Annotated in this window: 15 protein-coding genes; 4 read left to right on the top strand and 11 right to left on the bottom strand. The window is 70.4% G+C overall.

The window, feature by feature from the left end; all coding sequences use genetic code 11:
• Positions 1–45: 45 nt before the first annotated feature.
• Both AMS65_RS15290 and AMS65_RS15285 read right to left on the bottom strand, forming a co-directional pair.
• Positions 46–1,602: a gamma-glutamyltransferase family protein gene (locus tag AMS65_RS15290; protein ID WP_053385041.1), complete on the bottom strand. Its 1,557-nt coding sequence runs from the start codon at positions 1,600–1,602 to the stop codon at positions 46–48.
• Complete coding sequence (locus tag AMS65_RS15285; protein WP_053385040.1) at positions 1,599–2,333, bottom strand: FadR/GntR family transcriptional regulator; 735 nt, start codon at positions 2,331–2,333, stop codon at positions 1,599–1,601. Before AMS65_RS15285 ends, AMS65_RS15290 begins: the two co-directional genes overlap by 4 nt.
• A 251-nt stretch (positions 2,334–2,584) precedes the next feature.
• Here AMS65_RS15285 and AMS65_RS15280 point away from each other — a divergent pair, with 251 nt between their 5' ends.
• The 3 genes from AMS65_RS15280 to AMS65_RS15270 all read left to right on the top strand — a co-directional run bounded on the left by AMS65_RS15280 (position 2,585) and on the right by AMS65_RS15270 (position 5,136).
• Entirely contained in the window at positions 2,585–3,463 is an 879-nt protein-coding gene (locus AMS65_RS15280) for an ABC transporter substrate-binding protein (RefSeq protein WP_053385039.1), read from the top strand.
• Positions 3,464–3,526: 63 nt separating this feature from the next.
• Complete coding sequence (locus AMS65_RS15275) at positions 3,527–4,336, top strand: amino acid ABC transporter permease (protein WP_053385038.1); 810 nt, start codon at positions 3,527–3,529, stop codon at positions 4,334–4,336.
• The gene (locus tag AMS65_RS15270) at positions 4,333–5,136 is read left to right on the top strand and encodes an amino acid ABC transporter ATP-binding protein (RefSeq protein ID WP_053385037.1); all 804 of its coding nucleotides are present in this window, start codon (positions 4,333–4,335) and stop codon (positions 5,134–5,136) included. Before AMS65_RS15275 ends, AMS65_RS15270 begins: the two co-directional genes overlap by 4 nt.
• Before the next feature lie 189 nt (positions 5,137–5,325).
• Here the strand turns inward: AMS65_RS15270 and AMS65_RS15265 are convergent, their stop codons facing one another.
• The 9 genes from AMS65_RS15265 to AMS65_RS15225 form a co-directional block, all read right to left on the bottom strand.
• Positions 5,326–6,543: a glycosyltransferase gene (locus AMS65_RS15265; protein WP_053385036.1), complete on the bottom strand. Its 1,218-nt coding sequence runs from the start codon at positions 6,541–6,543 to the stop codon at positions 5,326–5,328.
• Entirely contained in the window at positions 6,543–7,730 is a 1,188-nt protein-coding gene (locus tag AMS65_RS15260; protein ID WP_053385035.1) for a glycosyltransferase, read from the bottom strand. Before AMS65_RS15260 ends, AMS65_RS15265 begins: the two co-directional genes overlap by 1 nt.
• A 109-nt stretch (positions 7,731–7,839) precedes the next feature.
• On the bottom strand, positions 7,840–8,193 hold the full coding sequence (locus AMS65_RS15255) for a hypothetical protein (protein WP_053385034.1): 354 nt from the start codon (positions 8,191–8,193) through the stop codon (positions 7,840–7,842).
• A 143-nt stretch (positions 8,194–8,336) separates the two neighbouring features.
• Positions 8,337–9,593 (bottom strand): MFS transporter, encoded by a 1,257-nt coding sequence (locus AMS65_RS15250; RefSeq protein WP_053385033.1) that lies wholly within the window; start codon positions 9,591–9,593, stop codon positions 8,337–8,339.
• Positions 9,594–9,660: 67 nt separating this feature from the next.
• Positions 9,661–11,475, bottom strand: coding sequence for an ABC transporter ATP-binding protein (locus AMS65_RS15245; protein ID WP_053385032.1), 1,815 nt, complete (start codon positions 11,473–11,475; stop codon positions 9,661–9,663).
• A complete protein-coding gene (locus AMS65_RS15240; RefSeq protein WP_083451754.1) occupies positions 11,472–13,376 on the bottom strand; it encodes an ABC transporter ATP-binding protein in 1,905 nt (634 codons plus the stop codon). Before AMS65_RS15240 ends, AMS65_RS15245 begins: the two co-directional genes overlap by 4 nt.
• 260 nt (positions 13,377–13,636) lie before the next feature.
• Positions 13,637–14,590 carry a 1,4-dihydroxy-2-naphthoate polyprenyltransferase gene (locus tag AMS65_RS15235; RefSeq protein WP_169787581.1) on the bottom strand — a complete coding sequence of 318 codons (954 nt, stop codon included), beginning with the start codon at positions 14,588–14,590 and terminating at the stop codon, positions 13,637–13,639.
• Positions 14,587–15,813 carry an AMP-binding protein gene (locus tag AMS65_RS15230; RefSeq protein WP_241489471.1) on the bottom strand — a complete coding sequence of 409 codons (1,227 nt, stop codon included), beginning with the start codon at positions 15,811–15,813 and terminating at the stop codon, positions 14,587–14,589. The genes AMS65_RS15235 and AMS65_RS15230 overlap by 4 nt, the downstream gene beginning before the upstream one ends.
• A gap of 254 nt (positions 15,814–16,067) precedes the next feature.
• Positions 16,068–16,982: a 1,4-dihydroxy-2-naphthoyl-CoA synthase gene (locus AMS65_RS15225; protein WP_053385031.1), complete on the bottom strand. Its 915-nt coding sequence runs from the start codon at positions 16,980–16,982 to the stop codon at positions 16,068–16,070.
• A gap of 155 nt (positions 16,983–17,137) precedes the next feature.
• On the opposite strand from AMS65_RS15225, the gene AMS65_RS15220 reads away from it, so the two are divergent.
• Positions 17,138–18,244, top strand: coding sequence for an o-succinylbenzoate synthase (locus AMS65_RS15220; RefSeq protein ID WP_053385030.1), 1,107 nt, complete (start codon positions 17,138–17,140; stop codon positions 18,242–18,244).
• Positions 18,245–18,253: the final 9 nt, after the last annotated feature.

Genomic DNA, 18,253 nt, shown 5'->3' with positions numbered 1-18,253 from the left:
CGATTCTGAGGTTCGTGGGTGATCGGGACGCGGCGCGGCGCGGGATCAGCCCGGGTCTGCGACCACGATCGCCGAGCCGTCGGAGCGGGGATCGCTCGCCGCTTCGTACCCGTCGGGGGTGACCTTGATCAGGTTCGAGTGGCCGAGGTCCTCAGTGTACGGGGGCACGGTCCCGAGCTCGAAACCGGCCGCGGCGATCGCGGCCCGCGCTGAGGCCGGCGCGTCCTCCTCGATCGTCACGGTGACGGGTGCTTCGCCTCGCGCCTCGTCGACGATCCAGCGCGGCGCGTGCGTGGCGTCGTGCGGCGACGCCACGGCCAGCGAGCGCAGCAGCAGCTGGGTGTGGATCTGCGGCTGCGCCGATCCGCCCATCGTCGCGGGTACCCACGCGAGCTCGTCGCCGCGCAGGATCAGCACCGGCATGAGGGTGTGCCGCGGGCGTTTGCCCGGAGCGAAGGCGTTGGGCGATGCCGCGTCGAGCGAGAACGAGGTGCCGCGGTTCTGGAAGACGATGCCCGTCTCGGGCTCCAGGATGTGGGCGCCGAAGCCCCAGTAGACGGAGTTGATGAGCGACACCGCCCAGCCGTCCGAGCTGACGGCGCTGAGCCCGACGGTGTCTCCGCTCGCCGTCGCGGCGCCGCGGATCGGACGCTCGGGGGCCGCCATCGCCACGAGTTCCACGCCCGACGCTCCGCCGAAGCCGGGGTCGGCCAGCGCGGCCGCGCGCACCGTGTTGCTCTCGTGGAAGGCGCGGGCGAGCTCGCCGGCACCGGCGCCGAGCGGATCCTCGATCCCCGACCCTCCGTCGGTTCCGGCGATGGCGTTCAGCGCGCGCAGCAGCATGAAGCCGGAGGTATTGGGCGGTCCGGTGAGCACGCGGAGCCCCGCGAAGGCTCCCTCGAGCGGCTCGCCCCAGAAGGCGGAGTAGTCGGCGGCGTCCTGCATCGAAATCTTCGAGCCGAGGCGCTGCAGGCCCGCGATCCAGCGCGCCGCGGTCTCGCCCTCGTAGAACTCGGCGGAGCCGTGTTCGGCGAGTCGGCGCAGCGTGGCGGCGAGCGCGGGCTGCACGAGCGGCGCGCCCTCGGCGAGCGGCTCGCCCCCGGGGTAGAAGATCGCGCTCGCGCCGGGATCCTGCGCGAGCGAGTCCCGGTCGTCGACGAGCGCTGCGGCGACCGAACGCGAGTTGGGAAACCCCTGCTCGGCGTGCCGGATCGCGGCTTCGAAGTGCTCGGCCCAGCTCAGCTTCGCGCCGTACTCGTGCAGCGCGTTCCAACCGCACACCCCGCCCGGCACGGTGACGGTGTCGATACCGCGCAGGGGCAGCTGCTCGCCGTGCTTCTCGCGCAGCGCCTCGAGCGTCTGAGCCGCCGGCGCCGTGCCGGTGGCGTTGAGGAAGCGCACCTCGCCGTCGGGGCTGCGCACGAGGGCGACGAGGTCGCCGCCGAGCGCCACGTTGTTCGGGTACACCACGCACAGAGCGGCCGCCGCGGCGAGCGCGGCATCGATGGCGGTGCCGCCCGCTTCGAGGGCGGCGGCGCCGGCCTCGGTGGCGAGGTGGTGCGACGTCGAGATCGCGCCGCGGTGGGTGTGGGTGGATTTCACTTCGCTCCTTCGTCCTGAAGCCTGGTGCCGGTCGCCGCGAGGGCGATCTGCTTGCCGATGTCGAGCACGTGCGCGCGGGCTTCCTGCTCGGCGAGTTCGCCGTCTCCCGCAGCGATCGCCTCGAAGATGCGGCGGTGGGCGGCGCTCGACGCCTTGCGGCGCGCCTTCGTCTGGTATCGGCTGGCACGGCTCGGCGCGATCTGCTGCGCGATCTGCTCGTTGATGAGCTCGAGCAGCGGATTGTGGGCGTACTGCGCGATGGCCTGATGAAAGGCGCGATCCAGTTCTGCGTATCGCTCTTTGGTCACGTCCTTCTCCATCGCCTCGACCAGTTCGCGCAGCTGGGCAAGATCGCGCGAGGTCGCCCGAGTCGCCGTGATCCTCGCGATCGGCGGCTCGATGATCGCTCGGAGCTCCATGATGTCGTGCAGCTCAGGACGCAACGAGTCGACGATCCCCAGCGCGTTCTCCGGCACCTTCGCGCGCTCGCCCGGAGCGAGCACGATCGTGCCGCGTCCCGGTTTCCGATCGATCAGACCACGATTCTCGAGCTCGCGCAGCGCATCGCGGATGGAGGGGCGGGACACTCCGAAATACTCAGCGAGTTCGCGCTCCGGCGGCACCTTCTCGCCCGGGGCGAGCTTGCCCTCCAGGATCAATCGTTCGAGATCGACGGACAGGCGGTCGGGCACGGAGAGCGTCGTCGCTCGCCCCACTGCTTCCCAGTCCATGTCGGCTCCTTTCGAGCGGCTCACCCATCAGAACTCTCATTCTGCCTCGCCGGAACCGCACAGCCGAAGCCTCGCCGTTTCACGGCCTGGTCTCTTCTGTTTCAGTTCGGTTACGCAGTTGACGATACCGGCGGCGCCGGGTATCGTCCATCACAGCTTAGTCAGTTGGTCCGACCATCAGCCGCTGACGACAGCATACTCCTTCACCGAAGAAGGGCAACCCGAAACCACTACCGAATGGAGAGACCGCCGTGGCTTCCTCTCGCACCACCCCCAGACTCCTCACCGGAGCGTTCACCGCTCTCCTCGCAAGTGCGGCCCTGGCGCTCGCCGGCTGCAGTCAGGCCGCTCCAGAGCCCTCGGGCGGCGAGAGCGGAGGTTCCGCGTCGGTCGCGCCACCGGCCATCATCAAGGAAGGGCAGCTCACCATCTGCACCGGTGACTCGCCACCCAACATCTACTACGACGAGAACAACGAGTTGATCGGAGTGGAGATCGACCTCGCGAACGCACTCGCCGAGAACCTGGGCTTGCAGACGTCACTCGCGGAGTACGCCTTCGCCGGACTCATCCCCGCACTGCAGGCCAAGCAGTGCGACGTGATCATGGGCTCGCTATACATCAAGCCCGAGCGCGAGGAGATCGCGAACTTCGTACCCTATCTCTACTCGGGCACCGGCGTCGGCGTGGCGAAGGAGAACCCCCGCAACGTCACCGGCAACGATGATAGCCTCTGCGGCCTGAAGGTCGTGGCGATCACCGGTGCCACCGGTGCGGCCGCCGCCGACACTCGTTCGGAGGCCTGCGAGGCGGCGGGCAAGGCCCCGCTCAACATCACCCTGATCGACGAGGGAGCCACCGCCGTGCAGCAGGTACTCACCGGGCAGCAGGACGCCTTCATCGACACCTCCGAGATCATGGGCTTCTACGGTCAGCAGAGCGACGGAGCGATCACGCTCGTCGGCGAGGTGTCCGACAAGATCAGGATCGGCGCGGCAACGCTCAAGGACAACACCGAGCTGAACGAGGCACTCGCCGAGGCATTCCAGACCATGATCGACGACGGCACGTACCACGCAATCCTCGAAGAATGGGACGTCACGGGCAACGACATCACCCAGGCCGACTAGTCCACTCCGGGGCGGGGAACGATCCTCCCCGCCCCGGCCCGATTCTGCAAGGACTCCCACACAATGACTTTCGACTGGACCTACTTCTGGAGTTCGCTCCTCCAACCGAACCAGAAATTCCTCGACGGACTCTGGGTCACGATCGGCATCTCCGTAGTCGCGATGTTCCTGGCCCTGATCCTCGGTCTGATCATCGCACTCATGGGACGCAGTCGTCTCCTGCCGCTGCGCATCATCGCAAGCCTGTACATCTGGATCATCCGAGGCACTCCTCTCCTGGTGCAACTCGTCATCCTCTACACCGGCTTCGCCGCAGCGAACATCTTCCGCTTCGAAGACGTCACCATAGGTATCCTCATCAAGGGTGCTGTGCAGGCCGCCATCATCGGTCTCATGCTCAACGAGAGCGCGTACATCTCCGAGATCGTGCGCGGAGGCCTCGAATCGATCGAGAAAGGCCAGACCGAAGCGGCCCTCTCTCTCGGGATGACTCCGCTCGGCTCAATGCGATGGATCATCGTGCCGCAGGCGATCCGCGTCATGGTTCCCCCACTGGGCAACTCCTTCAACGGGCTCATGAAGAGCACCTCGATCCTCTCGATCATCGGCGTCTCCGAGATGTACCAGGTGGGAAGCACAATGGCGGCGTCCACGTTCAAAGCCTTCGAGATCTTCATCGTGATCGCGCTCTACTATCTGGCGCTCACCACGATCTGGACGATCATTCAGACGCAGATCGAGAACTGGCTCAACGCCAAGGCCGGCCTCCCCAAGGCCGAGTCGGTCTGGAAGCGCCTCTTCGGCATGCGCAGCAAGCGAGATCGAGTGGCGCCCAAGAACCCGCTCGCCGACTTGGAAGGAGCCGCGGCATGAGCGCCACGGAGTACACCGCCCCCGTCTCGACGGCGGACGGTCCCATCGTCCGCACGGTCGACATCAACAAGTGGTTCGGCGACCGGCACATCCTCACCGATGTCTCGCTCGAGATCGAGCGCGGCGAGGTGGTCGTTCTCGTGGGCCCATCGGGCGCCGGCAAGACCACATTCCTGCGCACCCTCAATCGACTCGAGCCGATCGACAGCGGGGAGATCCACGTCAACGGGCAGCGGATCGGGGAGCAGGAGACCGAGTCCGGCAAAGTGCGAGAGATCTCGGCTCGGGCCCTCGCGAAACAACGCTCGGACATCGGCTTCGTGTTCCAGCATTTCAACCTGTTCCCGCATATGACGGTGCTCGAGAACATCTGGCACTCGCCCGTGCGTGTGAAGGGCGAGAAGAGGGCCGACGCGCTCGCCTACGCGGAGGAGCTCCTCGCTCGTGTCGGTCTCTCCGACAAGGCCGGCGCGCGCCCCCGCTCCCTGTCCGGAGGACAGCAGCAGCGCGTCGCGATCGCCCGCGCCCTGGCCATGCGTCCTGCGCTCATGCTCTTCGACGAGCCCACGAGCGCCCTCGACCCCGAGATGGTGGGCGAGGTACTGCAGGTGATGAAGGATCTCGCGGCAGCCGGCATGACCATGATCGTGGTGAGTCACGAGATGGGCTTCACGCGGGAGGTCGCAGACCGGGTGATCGTGATGGATGCGGGTGCCATCATCGAGCAGGGGGATCCCGAGCTCGTCTTCACCAACCCCGAGCACGAGCGCACCAGGCAGTTCCTCTCGAAAGTGCTCTGAGCCGGGAGCTCTGAGCCGGGGCTGTCATGACCTGGCTTTCGCGCCGAGATCCCCCTTTCTGTCATCTCTCCCCCGGCGGAGCGGCAGAAAGGGGGATCTCGAGGCACCCCGGGCAGCACCGGCACCGGCACCGCGGGGCGCACCGCGGTGCCGGTGGCATGGTGGGATCGGCCGCGAGGTCCGCTCGAATCAGCGCCGGTGAGCCGCGACCACGCGCTCGTAGACGTCGAGCAGCACCTCGATCTGCGCCGATTGCAGAAAGTCCCGGGCCTCCGACTCCGGTACCCGGTGCGCGGCGGGATCCTCCGCGATCGCCGCGACCGCCTCCTGCAGCGTGCGCGCGAGGGCAGAGACGCTGCCGTCCGGCACCCGCCACCCCGTCGAGACCGCCACATCGTCGGCGATCTCCGGGTCGCAGAAGACGGTGGGGGTGCCGAGCACCGCCGCCTCGAACGGGGTGAGCCCCTGCGTCTCGAACCCCATCGAGGTCTGCACGAGCGCGTCGGCGTCGCGCATGGCCGCGAGTGCATCGCGGTACGGCACCGGCCCGGCCACGGTCACCCGATCGCCGATCCCCAGCCGGGCGATCCGGTCACGCACCCGCGGCAGCAGCAGCCCGGCGCCGTGCAGCACGACATCGGCGTCGATCCCCGACTCCCCCACGGCGTCCACGAACTCGAGCACGCGCTTCTCGTGACTCATGCGCCCGAGCCACACGAGGCGCGGCCGTCGCCGCGGCGTGCGCGGCAGCGCGCGCACCTCGGCGATCGCCGCGTCGTCGACCCCGCCGCGGGTCACCAGCACCCGGGGTGAGACGCCGTGCCGCTGCAGCTCGTCGGCGAAGTGCCGCGACGGCGCGGTCACCGCGCTCGCCTCCGCCGCCAGCTGCGCGAGGTAGCGCCAGGCCCCGCGGGCCTCCCGCGACACCGGGCCGCGGCACCGCCCCAGCGCCAGACCGCGCCAGAGCCGCAGCGCGCCGAACACGAGCGGGGCGAACGGGGTGACCGCCCGGGTGCCCTCGTCGACGTGGTTGTGCATGGTGATCACGAGCGGAACGCGCAGTCCGCGCGCCGCGCGCAGCCCGATCAGCGCACCCCAGAAGTCGCCCTGCACGTGCACGAGGTCCACGGCGGGCAGTCCCGACAGTGCCGCGGCGAGCACTCGGTCGGTGCGCCTCCCAGGCAGGCTCAGCCCGTACTCGCGATCCCGGGTGATGGGCATCGAGGGCAGATCGACGTACGATTCGCGGTCGGCGGGGTCGGCGACATACCCGCGACGGTGCAGCGCGGGTGCGGCGATGGTCACCCGGTGCCCGAGCCGCTCGAGGTACCTCCGCTGCAGGCGGATCGCCACCTGCACCCCGCCGAGCGACTCGGGGTGCTGATCGGTGACGATGAGGACGTGCATCAGCTCGCGACGGGCTCGCCGCGGTAGAGCGCCTCGAACGTGTCGAGCGTGCGGTCGATGTCGTGCACCTGCACCGACTCGAGCGATGCGCGCTGCATGCGCTCGAAGTCATCCGGCGAGCTGTGCAGAATGCGCTCGATCTGCTCCGCCAGCTCGCGATCGTTGCCGGGCTGGAACAGGTGGCCGTTCTCCCCCTCGTGCACCAGGTGCGGGAGCGCCATCGCGTTGGCCGCGACGATGGGCAGCCCCGAGGCCATGGCCTCCATGGTGGCGATCGACTGCAGCTCGGCGATCGAGGCGATCACGAACACGCTGGCCTCGGTGAGGTGCGCACGCAGCTGCTCATCGCTGACCCGACCGGTGAAATGCACTCGGTCGGCGATGCCGAGTTCGACGGCCAGCTTCTCGAGGTTCTTGCGCTGGTCGCCGTCGCCGACAACCGTGAAGCTCACATCGAGCGCGGGATCGATGCGCGGGATTGCGCGCAGGATCACGTCGATCTCCTTCTCGAGCGTGACTCTGCCGACGAAGACGAGCTTGTTGGCGGAGCGGGGAGCGAAGTCGGCGGTGTAGTTCGAGGCGCGCAGGCCGCAGCTCACCGGGAGCACCCCCCTGCGGTGCGTATTGCGCTCGAGGAAATCGGCGGCACGGCGGGTGGGCGTGGTGATCGCCGAGGCGAGCTTGAGCACGCGGTCGGCCGCGCCCCAGCCCCAGCGCACGAAGACGCGCTTGGCCCGCTCGGGAAGCAGGGTGAAGTCGAGCACGTTCTCGGGCATGACGTGGTTGGTCGCGACGATGCGGATGCCGCGCTTCGAGCCCTCGATGGCGAGGGCTCGCCCGATCACGATGTGCGACTGGATGTGGATCACATCGGGACGCACCCGATCGAGCAGCCTGCGCGCGTACCCGCGGGCCCGCCACGGCAGCACGAAGCGCAGCCAGTCGTGCGGGTACCAGCGCCAGCTCGCCCAGCGGTGCACGGTCATCCGCTCACCCTCGATCGTCTCGACGAAGCTGCCCGCGCGGTTGTGCCGCACGGAGGGGGCGACGACGTGCACGTCCTCCCCTCGCTGCACGAGGCCGGCGGCCAGCCGCTCGGCGAAGCGGGCTGCGCCGTTGACGTCGGGGAGGAAGGTGTCGCATCCGATGAGGATGCGAAGAGGAGGCTGGCGATCGGTGGTGCTCACGGTGTGCGGGAGTCCTTCGGTCGGGAAACGTGCGCCGGTGGGCGGACGGAGTCTAGTTTAGGCAACGACGTCTCAGAAGCCGCGGAGAGTCGCCGGAGCGCGCTCAACCCTATTCCGGGAACACCCGCCTCGAGATGGCCTGCACGTCGCGATCGAGACCTTCGAGCTTCGTCTCGAGGCGCGAGAACCGCTCGTCGAACGCCCGCTCCTGATGCTCGAAGCGCAGCACCATCTCGGCGTGCAGGGCCTCGAAGCGGCGGTCGACCGCTTCGAACTTGGCCTCGAACTTCGCGTCGATGGCATCGAACTTCGCGTCGATGGCCTCGAACCTCGCCGCCACCCCGTCGAACTGGGCTGAGATGGTGCGCGTGAGCAGCTGGATGACGAGGGTGACGAACCCGACGAGCGTCGCGGCGAGCACGCCGATGACCGCCCAGATCTGCGGTTCGTTCATGGTGATCACGCCCTCATTCTCTCTGATTCTGAGCCAGTCTGCCAGAGAAGAACCGCTGATCGAGCGCATAAACGGAAGATGTGGATAACCCGGTCTCACAGGCGTGGGAATACCGCCTGTGAGCGAAGTGTCACCGATCGACGAACACCCGGTCAGGGATCCCGTCGCCCGCCCCGCGCACGCGGGATGTAGCGCGGGATCCAGCGCGCGAAGCCCGCGCTGCCGAGCACCGCGAGCGCCCCGGTCGCCGCGGCGGCGAGCGGCAGCGAGGCCACTGCGATGGCCGACACCGCGAGCGGCGCGAGCGCGCCGCCGAGGTCGGTGAGCGTGCGCCACGCGGCGAGGTAGGGCGCCGGATCCTCTCGCGGGGCCAGATCGGCGCCGAGGGTGAGCAGGATCCCGCTCGAGAGCCCGTTGCCGATCCCGATCACCACCGCGCAGCCCAGCAGCCAGATCTCGGCCCCCGGCAGGTCGTGCGTGAACGCCAGCACGAGGAAGCTCAGCGCCATCGCGACCGTCGCCGGCAGCGCCGCCCACAGGCGCCCGTAGCGGTCCATGACCTGCCCGCTCGTGTAGAAGAGCGCGAAGTCGATCGTGCCCGAGATCCCCACCACGAGCGCGATACCCGTGGCGTCCATGCCGATCGAGACGCCCCAGAGCGGCAGCAGCACGTCCTTCACGGAGCGCAGACCCGACAGCGCGGCGGCCGATCCGCCGATCCGCAGCAGAGGTCCCCGGCCGGCCCGGACGGCCGCGACGATCCCGCCCGTCCGCGGCGCCGGCGCGGCGCCGGGAGTCGCGTCCGCAGCCGCACGGTCCGGCGACGGGGCGATCACGCGCTCGGGATCCGGGGCGAAGCCGACCAGCAGCGCCGCGAACCCGAGGCACACGACGAACGCCCACACCGGCGCGGCGGCACTCCCCGTCACCGCGAGCAGGCCGGCAGCGAGGAAGGGGCCCGCGAAGCGCCCGAGGCGGTGGGATCCCCCGATCAGCGACAGCGCGCGGGCGCGGAACGCGAAGGGCACCCGCGTCGTCATGAACGAGTGCCGCGCGAGCCCGAAAGTGGCCGCGGCGAAGCCGACCACGAACACCGAGATCCCCAGCACACCGAGGTTCGGCGCGAGCGCCACCCCGGCCGCCCCGAGCAGGGCGACCCCCGAGGCGATGAGCATCGCGATGCGCTCCCCCGCCCGCGACACCACCCAGCTCGCGGGCAGGTTGCCGACGAGCTGCCCCACCACGACCGCCGACGCGATGACGCCCGACAGGCCGAGTCCGGCCCCCATGCCGACCGCGATCACCGGGATCAGCGGCAGCATCGCGTACTCGCCGAGGGTGAACAGGATCGTCGGCCCGTAGATGCTCGGAGCCATGCGCCGCAGCAGCGCCCGCGTGGAATTCGACATGTCGCTCCCACACTAGAGGAACACCGGAGGATACGGATGCCGCGGGATCGAGCCCGCGACCGCGGGCTCAGGCCTGCGACGCCGCCCACTCGCGATGCAGCCGGGCGTAGCGTCCGTCGCGCGCGATCAGCTGCGCCGGGCTGCCGTCCTCCACCACGCGGCCGTGCTCCATGACGAGCACCCGGTCGGCGATCTCCACCGTCGAGAGCCGGTGCGCGATGATGATCGCGGTGCGATCGGCGAGCAACCGCTGCAGGGCGTCCTGCACCTGCCGCTCGCTCGGCAGGTCGAGCGAGGCCGTCGCCTCGTCGAGGATCAGCACGGTCGGGTCGGCGAGGAAGGCCCGCGCGAACGAGATCAGCTGGCGCTGGCCGGCGGAGACCCGACCGCCGCGCTTGTTCACGTCGGTGTCGTAGCCGTCGGGAAGCGCTTCGATGAAGTCGTGGGCGCCGACCGCGCGGGCGGCCGCCTGGACCTCGTCGAGCGAGGCATCGGGGTTTCCGAGCGCGATGTTGTCGGCCACGGAACCGCTGAACAGGTAGGCCTCCTGCGTCACCATGACGACGGTCCGCCTCAGATCGGCGGAGGCGACGGCCCGCAGGTCGACGCCGTCGAGCCGCACGGCCCCGCGCCGCGGGTCGTAGAAGCGCGCCACGAGCTTCGCGAGCGTCGACTTGCCCGCGCCCGTCGTGCCCACGAGCGCGACGGTCTGGCCGCTCGCGATCGTGAGCTCGGGAATCTGCAGCACGCTCCGGCCGGCCCCGTACCCGAAGTCGACGTCCTCGAAGCCGATCTCGCCGCCGCCCTCGGGCAGCAGATCGGGCTGCGCGGGATCCGACACCGTCGGCTCCTCCTCGAGCACACCCGACACCTTCTCCAGCGCGGCCGCCGCCGACTGGTAGGAGTTGAGGAACGTCGCCACCTCCTCGAGCGGCCCGAAGAAGTTGCGCACGTACATGATCGCGGCCAGCAGCACGCCGATGGCGAGCGCACCGTCGACGACGCGCAGCGAGCCCCACAGCAGTACGACCGCGATCGTGGTGCTGCCGAGCAGCATGAGCGCCGGATCGAACACGCCGTACAGCTTGATGACGCGCAGGTTCGCGTCGAGGTACTCCTTCGCGGCCCCCGCGAACTCGCGCGAGCGCTGCCGCTCCTTGCGGAACGCCTGCACCGCCCGGATGCCGGTCATCGTCTCGACGAACCGCACGATGAGCTTCGCGCTGGCCACGCTGGTGGCACGGAAGCCCCGCTGCGACTCGCGCACGAACCAGCGCATGAGCAGCACGAGCGGGATCATCGCGGCGGCGAGGATCAGGGCGCTCTGCCAGTCGAGCAGGAGCAGCGCGCACAGCGTGAACGCACCGATGAGCACGGCGTCGACGAGCTCGTTCAGACTGCCGTCGAGCAGCTCCTGGATCGACTCGAGGTCGCTCGTCTGCCGCGAGATGATGCGCCCCGACGTGTAGCCCTCGTGGAACTCGAGACTGAGCCGCTGCGTGTGCCGGAAGATACGGGTGCGCAGCTCGAGCATGATCGCCTGCGTGAGCCGGGCGATGAGCACGACGTACCAGCCGACGAGGGCGCCGCCCACCCCGCCGGCGCCGAGGATCGCCGCCGCGGTCCACAGGATCGGCGTCCAGTCGCCGCCGAGGGCGGCGGGCAGCGCGGTGTCGATGCCGTAGGCGATGAGGCTCGGCACGACGGCGCGCAGGATCGTGGACACCACGACGACGGAGACCGTGAGCGCGAGGAGCCCCTTCCGCGGACGCAGGATGTCGGCGAGGAGCCGCAGCGAACGCCGCCGGATCGACCGGCTCTCGGCGCGGTTGTAGTCGCCGCGGTCCTCGCCGCTCGTGCCGTGCACAGTGGTGACGCTCATGCGACAGCCCCCTCTCCGGACCCGTCCTCGGTTCCGGGCTTCCTGCCCCCGGAGGCGCCGCCACCCGCAGCCCCGCCGCCCCGATCGTCATCGCCGAGGGTGGACAGCAGCGCACGGTACTCGGCACTCGTGCGCAGCAGCTCGGTGTGCTTGCCCACCCTGGTGATCCGCCCCTCGGACATGACCGCGACACGGTCGGCCAGCGCGACCGTCGAGGGACGGTGGGCGACGACGAGCACCGTGGTGTCGGCGAGCACGCGGCGCAGCTCGGCGGTCACCCGCGTCTCGGTGTCGACGTCGAGCGCCGACAGCGGGTCGTCGAGCACGAGCACGGCGGGCTTCGCCGCGACGACCCGGGCGAGGGCGAGCCGCTGACGCTGCCCGCCCGAGAGGCTGAGGCCCTCCTCGCCGACCTCGGTGTCGAGACCGAGGGGCAGGTCGTAGGCGAAGCCGGCGTGCGCCACCTCGAGGGCCTCTCGCAGCACCCGCTCTGCCTCCTCGCTGCCGGGCTCGAGATCCTCACGTCCGAGCAGCACGTTCTCGCGCACCGAGGCGGAGAACAGCACCGGATCCTCGAAGGCGATGCCGATGTGCGAGCGCAGGGTCGCGAGCGACATCTCCCGCACATCGATGCCGTCGAGCCGTACCGCTCCCCCGGTCACGTCGAACAGGCGCGAGGGCAGCGTGGTGAGCGTGGTCTTACCGCAGCCGGTCGCGCCCACGAGCGCGAGGGTCTCGCCGGGCTCGAGCTCGAGGTCGAGGCCCTGGATCACGTCCCGCTCGCCGTCGCCCATGTCGGGGTAGCGGAAGGACACGTCGTCGAACCGGAGGCGGCCCGTCGGATGCCCCGGATCGACGGGGTGCGCGGGATCCTCGACCGCGATCCGCGCATCGAACACCTCGAAGACGCGGTCGACCGAGGTGCGGGTGTCGATGAGCATCGAGAACAGGAAGCCGAGGGACCCGATCGGCCAGCTGAGCGCCGCGGCCAGCGTGAAGAAGGCGAAGAGCTGACCGACGGAGAGCTCGCCGCGGGTCACCAGCCAGACTCCGGCGAACAGGCAGAGAGCCTGCGCGGCGATCGGCACGATCTCGTGCCAGAACCAGATCTCGCCGAGCGCCCGCGCCTTGCGCAGCTCGGTGCTGCGCAGCGATTCCGCCCGCCGCGTGAAGGCGGCCAGCGCGTGCCCGCCGCGGCCGAACGCCTTGAGCACCCGGATCCCGTGCACGCTCTCCTCGACGGAGGTCGCGAGATCGCCCGCCTGGTCCTGGCTCAAACGCGAGAGGCTGTCGAAGCGCGAGTTGAAGCGCATGCTCGCGAGCCACAACGGCACCGTGCAGACGAGGAAGAGCGTGCCCAGGAGCCAGTGCCAGCGGAACAGCAGGCCGATCCCGATGACGATGGTCAGCAGGTTCACGAGCAGCATGATGAGGCCGAACGAGAGGAACCGCCGCACCCGGCCGATGTCCTGCATCATCCGGCTGAGCAGCTGTCCGCCCGGCCACCGGTCGTGGAACGCGACGGGCAGTCGCAGCAGCCGTTCGAAGAAGGCCTGGCGCACCAGCCGGTCCACCTCGGTCGCGGGGGCGAGCACGAGCGCGCGCCGCAGAAAGACGAACAGGGCTTCGACGAGGCCCAGAGCGAAGACGGCGCCCACTCCCCACAGCACGACCGCGCGATCACCGGTGCTGATGGGGCCGTCGATCACCCACTGGATCACGAGCGGCACCATGAGGCTCACCAACGTGGCGGCGAGCGCGACCACTGCGCCGCCGATGAGACGCGGCATCGCAGGGCGGGCGTACGGGATGAGCCGCGCGAGCGAGCGCAGCATGGGGAGCCGCGGCGGCGCGGCGGTCTCGGCGCCGGCAGGCGTTGAGGCGGAATGCGGAGAGGTCATGATCCCTGATCGGATGGGAGCGCTGCGGCGCAGAAGGCCGGTGCTCGGTGGCTGAAACGGAGAGGGCTGCGGAAAGCGCAGCCGGATGAACTAATGTCCGGTCAGCAGGCTGCCCGGAAGAGCAGCTGCCGACGGGATGCGGATGCGTTCCATGGCCTGCTCCTTTCCTCCGGGTCGATCGGGATACCTGAGTCAGCCTACCGACTCAGAGAGGGCCGGGGCAAGGGGCCTCTGACAGGGCATCGACCTCTTCGCGCCGATCAGAACGCGAAGCCCACCCCGAGCAGCACGCCGTAGGCGAGCGCCGCGAGACTGGTCAGCTGCAGCACGAGGATCAGCTCGCGCGGGGTCTTGGCGGTGATCACGATCAGGATGCACGGCGCCACCACCAGCAGCACGAGCCACACGAGCACCAGGCCGGGGTTCACGAGACCGAAGACGGCCGGCACCGCGAAGGGCAGCAGCACGCAGACGATGTAGAGCACCCGCGAGGCCCGATCGCCCATGCGCACCGCGAGGGTGCGCTTGCCGGCGAGCCGATCGGTCGGGATGTCGCGCAGATTGTTGACGACCAGCACGGCGACGGCGAAGAACCCGACCCCCGCGCCGGCGAACCAGGCCTCCTGCGTCTGCACGTCCGTCTGCAGGTACACGGTGCCGACGGTCGCGACGAGCCCGAAGAAGATGAACACCATGACTTCGCCGAGGCCCGCGTATCCGTACGGCCGCTTACCCCCGGTGTAGAACCAGGCGGCGAGGATCGCGAGCACGCCCAGCGCGAGGAACCACCAGCGCTCGCTCATGATCACGGCGGCCAGGCCGGCCACCGCGGCGAGCCCGAAGAACACGAGGGCGGTGACCAGCACCCTCCTGGGGTCGACGAGCCCCGATCCGGTGAGTCGCGCCGGCCCCAGCCGGAACTCGTCGGTCCCGCGCACTCCGTCGGAGTAGTCGTTGGCGTAGTTCACGCCGATCTGCAGCAGCACCGCGACCGCGAGTGCGAGCAGCGTGAGCGGCAGCGAGAAGCCCTGCACCATGTGGGCGACCCCGGCGCCCGCAGCGACCGGTGCGAACGCGAGCGGCAGCGTGCGCAGGCGCGCACCGCCGAGCCAGTTGCGCCAGGTGATCCTGGGCTGATCGCCCGCGGCGACCTGCCGCTCCGCCGCGGCCCGCACCGCCGGGTTGCCCGACTTGCGCCGATCCCTCGCGTTCACTGCTCCTCCTCGACTTTCTGCATCTGACGCGTCTCCCGGAAGCTGGCCCGCAGTCTTGTCAGCCACTCGTCGAGAGCGGTGAGGTCGGGCTTGCCTCCCGCGAGGCGCGGGATCTCCTCGGTCTCGGTGACCCACTCGGGTGCCGCGGCCGCGCCGAGGCGATCCCGGATCGCCGCGCGCACCTCCTCGAAGGCCGCCGCACCCGGCTCGGTCTCCACGACCAGGCTGACGCGCTCGCCCCACTCCGGGTGCGGCGCCGCGAGCGCCACCGCGCTCCCCCAGCCCGCGAAATCCCTGGCCGCGCGCTCCACCTCGTCGAGAGACACGTTGACGCCGCCCGAGATGATCACCCGATCGAGTCGCCCCGTGACGGTGAGCATGCCGCCCAGCAGTTCACCCGCGTCGCCCGTGCGGTACCACCGGGTGACCGCGCCGTCGCGGCCGCGATCCTCGACGAACCGTTGCGCGGTGAGCTCGGGATCGCCCGCGTAGCCGAGCGCCAGCGTCGATCCGGCCAGCTGCACCTCTCCCTCGCGGATGCGCACCCTCGTGTCGCCGATCTCGACGCCGTCGTAGACGCAGCCCCCGGCCGTCTCCGTCATGCCGTAGCTGCGCTTGAGCGCCACGCCGAGCTCGTGTGCGCGCCGGCGCATGACCAGCGGCACGCCCTGCCCGCCCACCAGCACGGCGTCGAAGCGCCGCAGCGCGTCGGCGGCGCCGGCGTCCCGCTCGGCCAGGTCGAGCAGCCGCGAGAACTGCACCGGCACCAGCGAGACGTAGCGGCGATCGTGTTCGAGGCCCTCGGCCGCCTCGAGCAGGCGCTCGGGGTCGAAGCCATCGTCCCCGCCGTCGAAGAACACCGGCGCGATCCCCGAGACCTCGCCGCGCACCAGCATCTGCAGTCCCGAGATGAGGTGGACCGGCAGCGCGACGAGCCACTGCCCCGGGCCTCCGAAGGCCTCGTGCGTCGCCTCGGCTCCGGCACGCAGCGCGTCGGCGCCGAGCGCCACCGCCTTGGGCATACCGCTGGATCCCGAGGTGCGCACCACGAGCGCGGTGCCCTCGGGCAGGGTCTCGTGCTGCAGCGCGACGATCGCCTCCGGGTCGGTGCCCGCGACGACCGGCAGCACCGGGGCGCCCCCGGCGAGGGCGTCGGCGAGCGCGGCCATGAGCCAGGCGCGGTCATCGGTGGGGATGGCGCGGAGTCCGTTGGGCGCAGTCACCGTTCCAGGGTACTCGGGTCGCGGTGAGTGCGCCCCGAGCGGGGACGGCCTCGCGCCCGCCCGTGCCTCCTACCGGTCCTGCGCCCCGTTCCCCATACGCGCGCCAGTAGATGCTGTCTCACCTCAGGTTTGGTGACAACTACTGACGCGCGAAGATAAGGGCGGGCCGGGAGACGGACAGCGCGCAGGCAGAAGGGGAACGGCAGGTAAGGCACGAGGCCGGGCGGCAAGCACCGAGAAGTGCGGGCGACACCTCAGTAGTGGTAGGGGAAGGGACTCCAGTCGGGCTCGCGCTTCTCGAGGAACGAGTCGCGACCCTCGACGGCCTCGTCGGTGCCGTAGGCGAGGCGCGTGGTCTCCCCCGCGAAGAGCTGCTGGCCCACGATCCCGTCGTCCACCGCGTTCATCGCGTACTTCAGCATGCGGATCGCCGTGGGCGACTTGCCCAGGATCTCGCGCGCCCACTCGATGCCGGTGCGCTCGAGATCCTCGTGGGGCACGACCTCGTTGACCGCGCCGATCTCGCGCGCCCGGTCCGCCGAGTACTCGCGCGCCAGGAAGAAGATCTCGCGGGCGTTCTTCTGCCCCACCTGGCGGGCGAAGTACGCGCTGCCGTAGCCCGCGTCGAAGGAGCCGACGTCGGCGTCGGTCTGCTTGAACCTCGCGTGCTCGCGGCTCGCGATCGTGAGGTCGCAGACCACGTTGAGCGAGTGTCCGCCGCCCGCCGCCCAGCCGGGCACGAGCGCGATGACGACCTTCGGCATGAAGCGGATGAGCCGCTGCACCTCGAGGATGTGCAGGCGGCCGGCGCGCGCCTGGGCCTCCGGGCCGACCGCTGCCTCGTCGTCGGAGTACTTGTAGCCGTCGCGGCCGCGGATGCGCTGGTCGCCGCCCGAGCAGAACGCCCAGCCGCCGTCCTTCGGGCTCGGGCCGTTGCCGGTGAGCAGCACGACGCCCACCCGCGGGTTGACCCGCACCCGATCGAGCGCGTCGTACAACTCGTCGACGGTGTGCGGACGGAATGCGTTGCGCACCTCCGGACGGTCGAACGCGACCCGGGCGATTCGGCCGTCGCGGCTGAGGTGCGCGGTGATGTCGGTGTACCCCTCGGAGCCGGGCGCGGGCGCCCACTCGGCCGGATCGAAGAGCTCTGAGACCTGCTGCGTCATGGACTCCAGCCTACTTGCGCGCTGCCTGCGGGTTCCGCGCTCGGGCGGAAGATCTGGGATCTGCCGAAGATATGGCGGATAGACTCGGATCCCGCATATCTTCGGCAGATCCCAGATCTTCTGCAAGCGCAGGAACCGGGCAGCAGGACAGGACCATGAGACTCGCGCACCCACCGCAGCCCCTCCCCGCCGCGCTGCCCCCACTCGCCGAGGTGCTCGCGGCGACACGGGTGGTGGCGATCCCCACGCGCACCCGGTTCCGCGGAATCGCCGTGCGCGAGGCCGCGATCCTCGACGCGCCGCTCGGCGCGAGCGAGTTCTCGCCGTTCCCCGAATACGACGACGGCGAGGCCTCGGCCTGGCTGGCGGCCGCACTCGACTTCGGGTGGGCGGAGCAGCCGCCCGTCCTGCGCGATCGTGTCGAGGTCAACGCCACCGTGCCGGCGGTGCGCCCCGACGAGGTGCCCGGGATCCTCGCCCGCTTTCCCGGCTGCCGCACCGCCAAGGTGAAGGTGGCCGAGCGGGGCCAGACGCTCGCCGAGGACGTGGCGCGGGTGCGCGCCGTGCGCGAGGCGATGGGCGACGCGGCGCGGGTGCGGATCGACGCCAACGGCGGCTGGACCGCCGACGAAGCCGCGGCCGCGCTGCGGGCGCTCGCCGAGTTCGACCTCGACTACGCCGAACAGCCGTGCGCGACCGTGGCGGAGCTGGTCGAGGTGCGGCGGCGCCTGTCGGCTGAGCATCGAACGGCTGATGGATCGAGTTCTTCTGCCGTCGTCACTCCCGATCCCGCGACCCGCGGATTAAAAGTCCGATGTTCACCCCTCGTCAGGATCGCCGCCGACGAGAGCGTGCGCAAGGCGTCGGACCCGCTGGCCGTCGCTCGGGCGGGCGCCGCGGACCTGCTCATCGTGAAGGCGCAGCCGCTGGGGGGCATCCGGCGGGCGCTCGGGATCGTCGCGAACGCCGGGCTGCCCGTCGTCGTCTCGAGCGCGCTCGACACGTCGGCGGGCATCGCGATGGGGCTGCACCTCGCCGCAGCGCTGCCCGAGGGCGCGCTGGCGGGAGCCTGCGGGCTCGGCACGGTCGCGCTGCTCGACGGCGACGTCACGGCCGAGCCGCTCGTGCCGCAGCACGGCGGGATCGCGGTGCGCCGGCCGAGCCTCGATCCCGAGCTGCTGGATCGCTATGCCGCCCCGCCTGAGCGGGAGGCCTGGTGGCGGGAACGGATCACCCGCTGCTACGGTCTGCTCACCCCCTGAGACGAGGGA

Origin of the sequence: Leucobacter celer subsp. astrifaciens, from assembly GCF_001273835.1 — a bacterium.
Taxonomy (GTDB): Bacteria; Actinomycetota; Actinomycetes; order Actinomycetales; family Microbacteriaceae; genus Leucobacter; species Leucobacter celer.
Note: the sequence above shows the minus strand (reverse complement) of the source record. Positions and strands in the feature narration are given on the sequence as shown.

What these genes read in the sequence shown, in the direction of transcription:
- AMS65_RS15265 (WP_053385036.1), bottom strand. Translation starts at nt 6,543, where the DNA reads ATGCACGTCCTCATCGTCACCGATCAGCACCCCGAGTCGCTCGGCGGG.
- AMS65_RS15225 (WP_053385031.1), bottom strand. Translation starts at nt 16,982, where the DNA reads ATGACGCAGCAGGTCTCAGAGCTCTTCGATCCGGCCGAGTGGGCGCCC.
- AMS65_RS15245 (WP_053385032.1), bottom strand. Translation starts at nt 11,475, where the DNA reads ATGAGCGTCACCACTGTGCACGGCACGAGCGGCGAGGACCGCGGCGAC.
- AMS65_RS15240 (WP_083451754.1), bottom strand. Translation starts at nt 13,376, where the DNA reads ATGACCTCTCCGCATTCCGCCTCAACGCCTGCCGGCGCCGAGACCGCC.
- AMS65_RS15250 (WP_053385033.1), bottom strand. Translation starts at nt 9,593, where the DNA reads ATGTCGAATTCCACGCGGGCGCTGCTGCGGCGCATGGCTCCGAGCATC.
- AMS65_RS15285 (WP_053385040.1), bottom strand. Translation starts at nt 2,333, where the DNA reads ATGGACTGGGAAGCAGTGGGGCGAGCGACGACGCTCTCCGTGCCCGAC.
- AMS65_RS15270 (WP_053385037.1), top strand. Translation starts at nt 4,333, where the DNA reads ATGAGCGCCACGGAGTACACCGCCCCCGTCTCGACGGCGGACGGTCCC.
- AMS65_RS15275 (WP_053385038.1), top strand. Translation starts at nt 3,527, where the DNA reads ATGACTTTCGACTGGACCTACTTCTGGAGTTCGCTCCTCCAACCGAAC.
- AMS65_RS15220 (WP_053385030.1), top strand. Translation starts at nt 17,138, where the DNA reads ATGAGACTCGCGCACCCACCGCAGCCCCTCCCCGCCGCGCTGCCCCCA.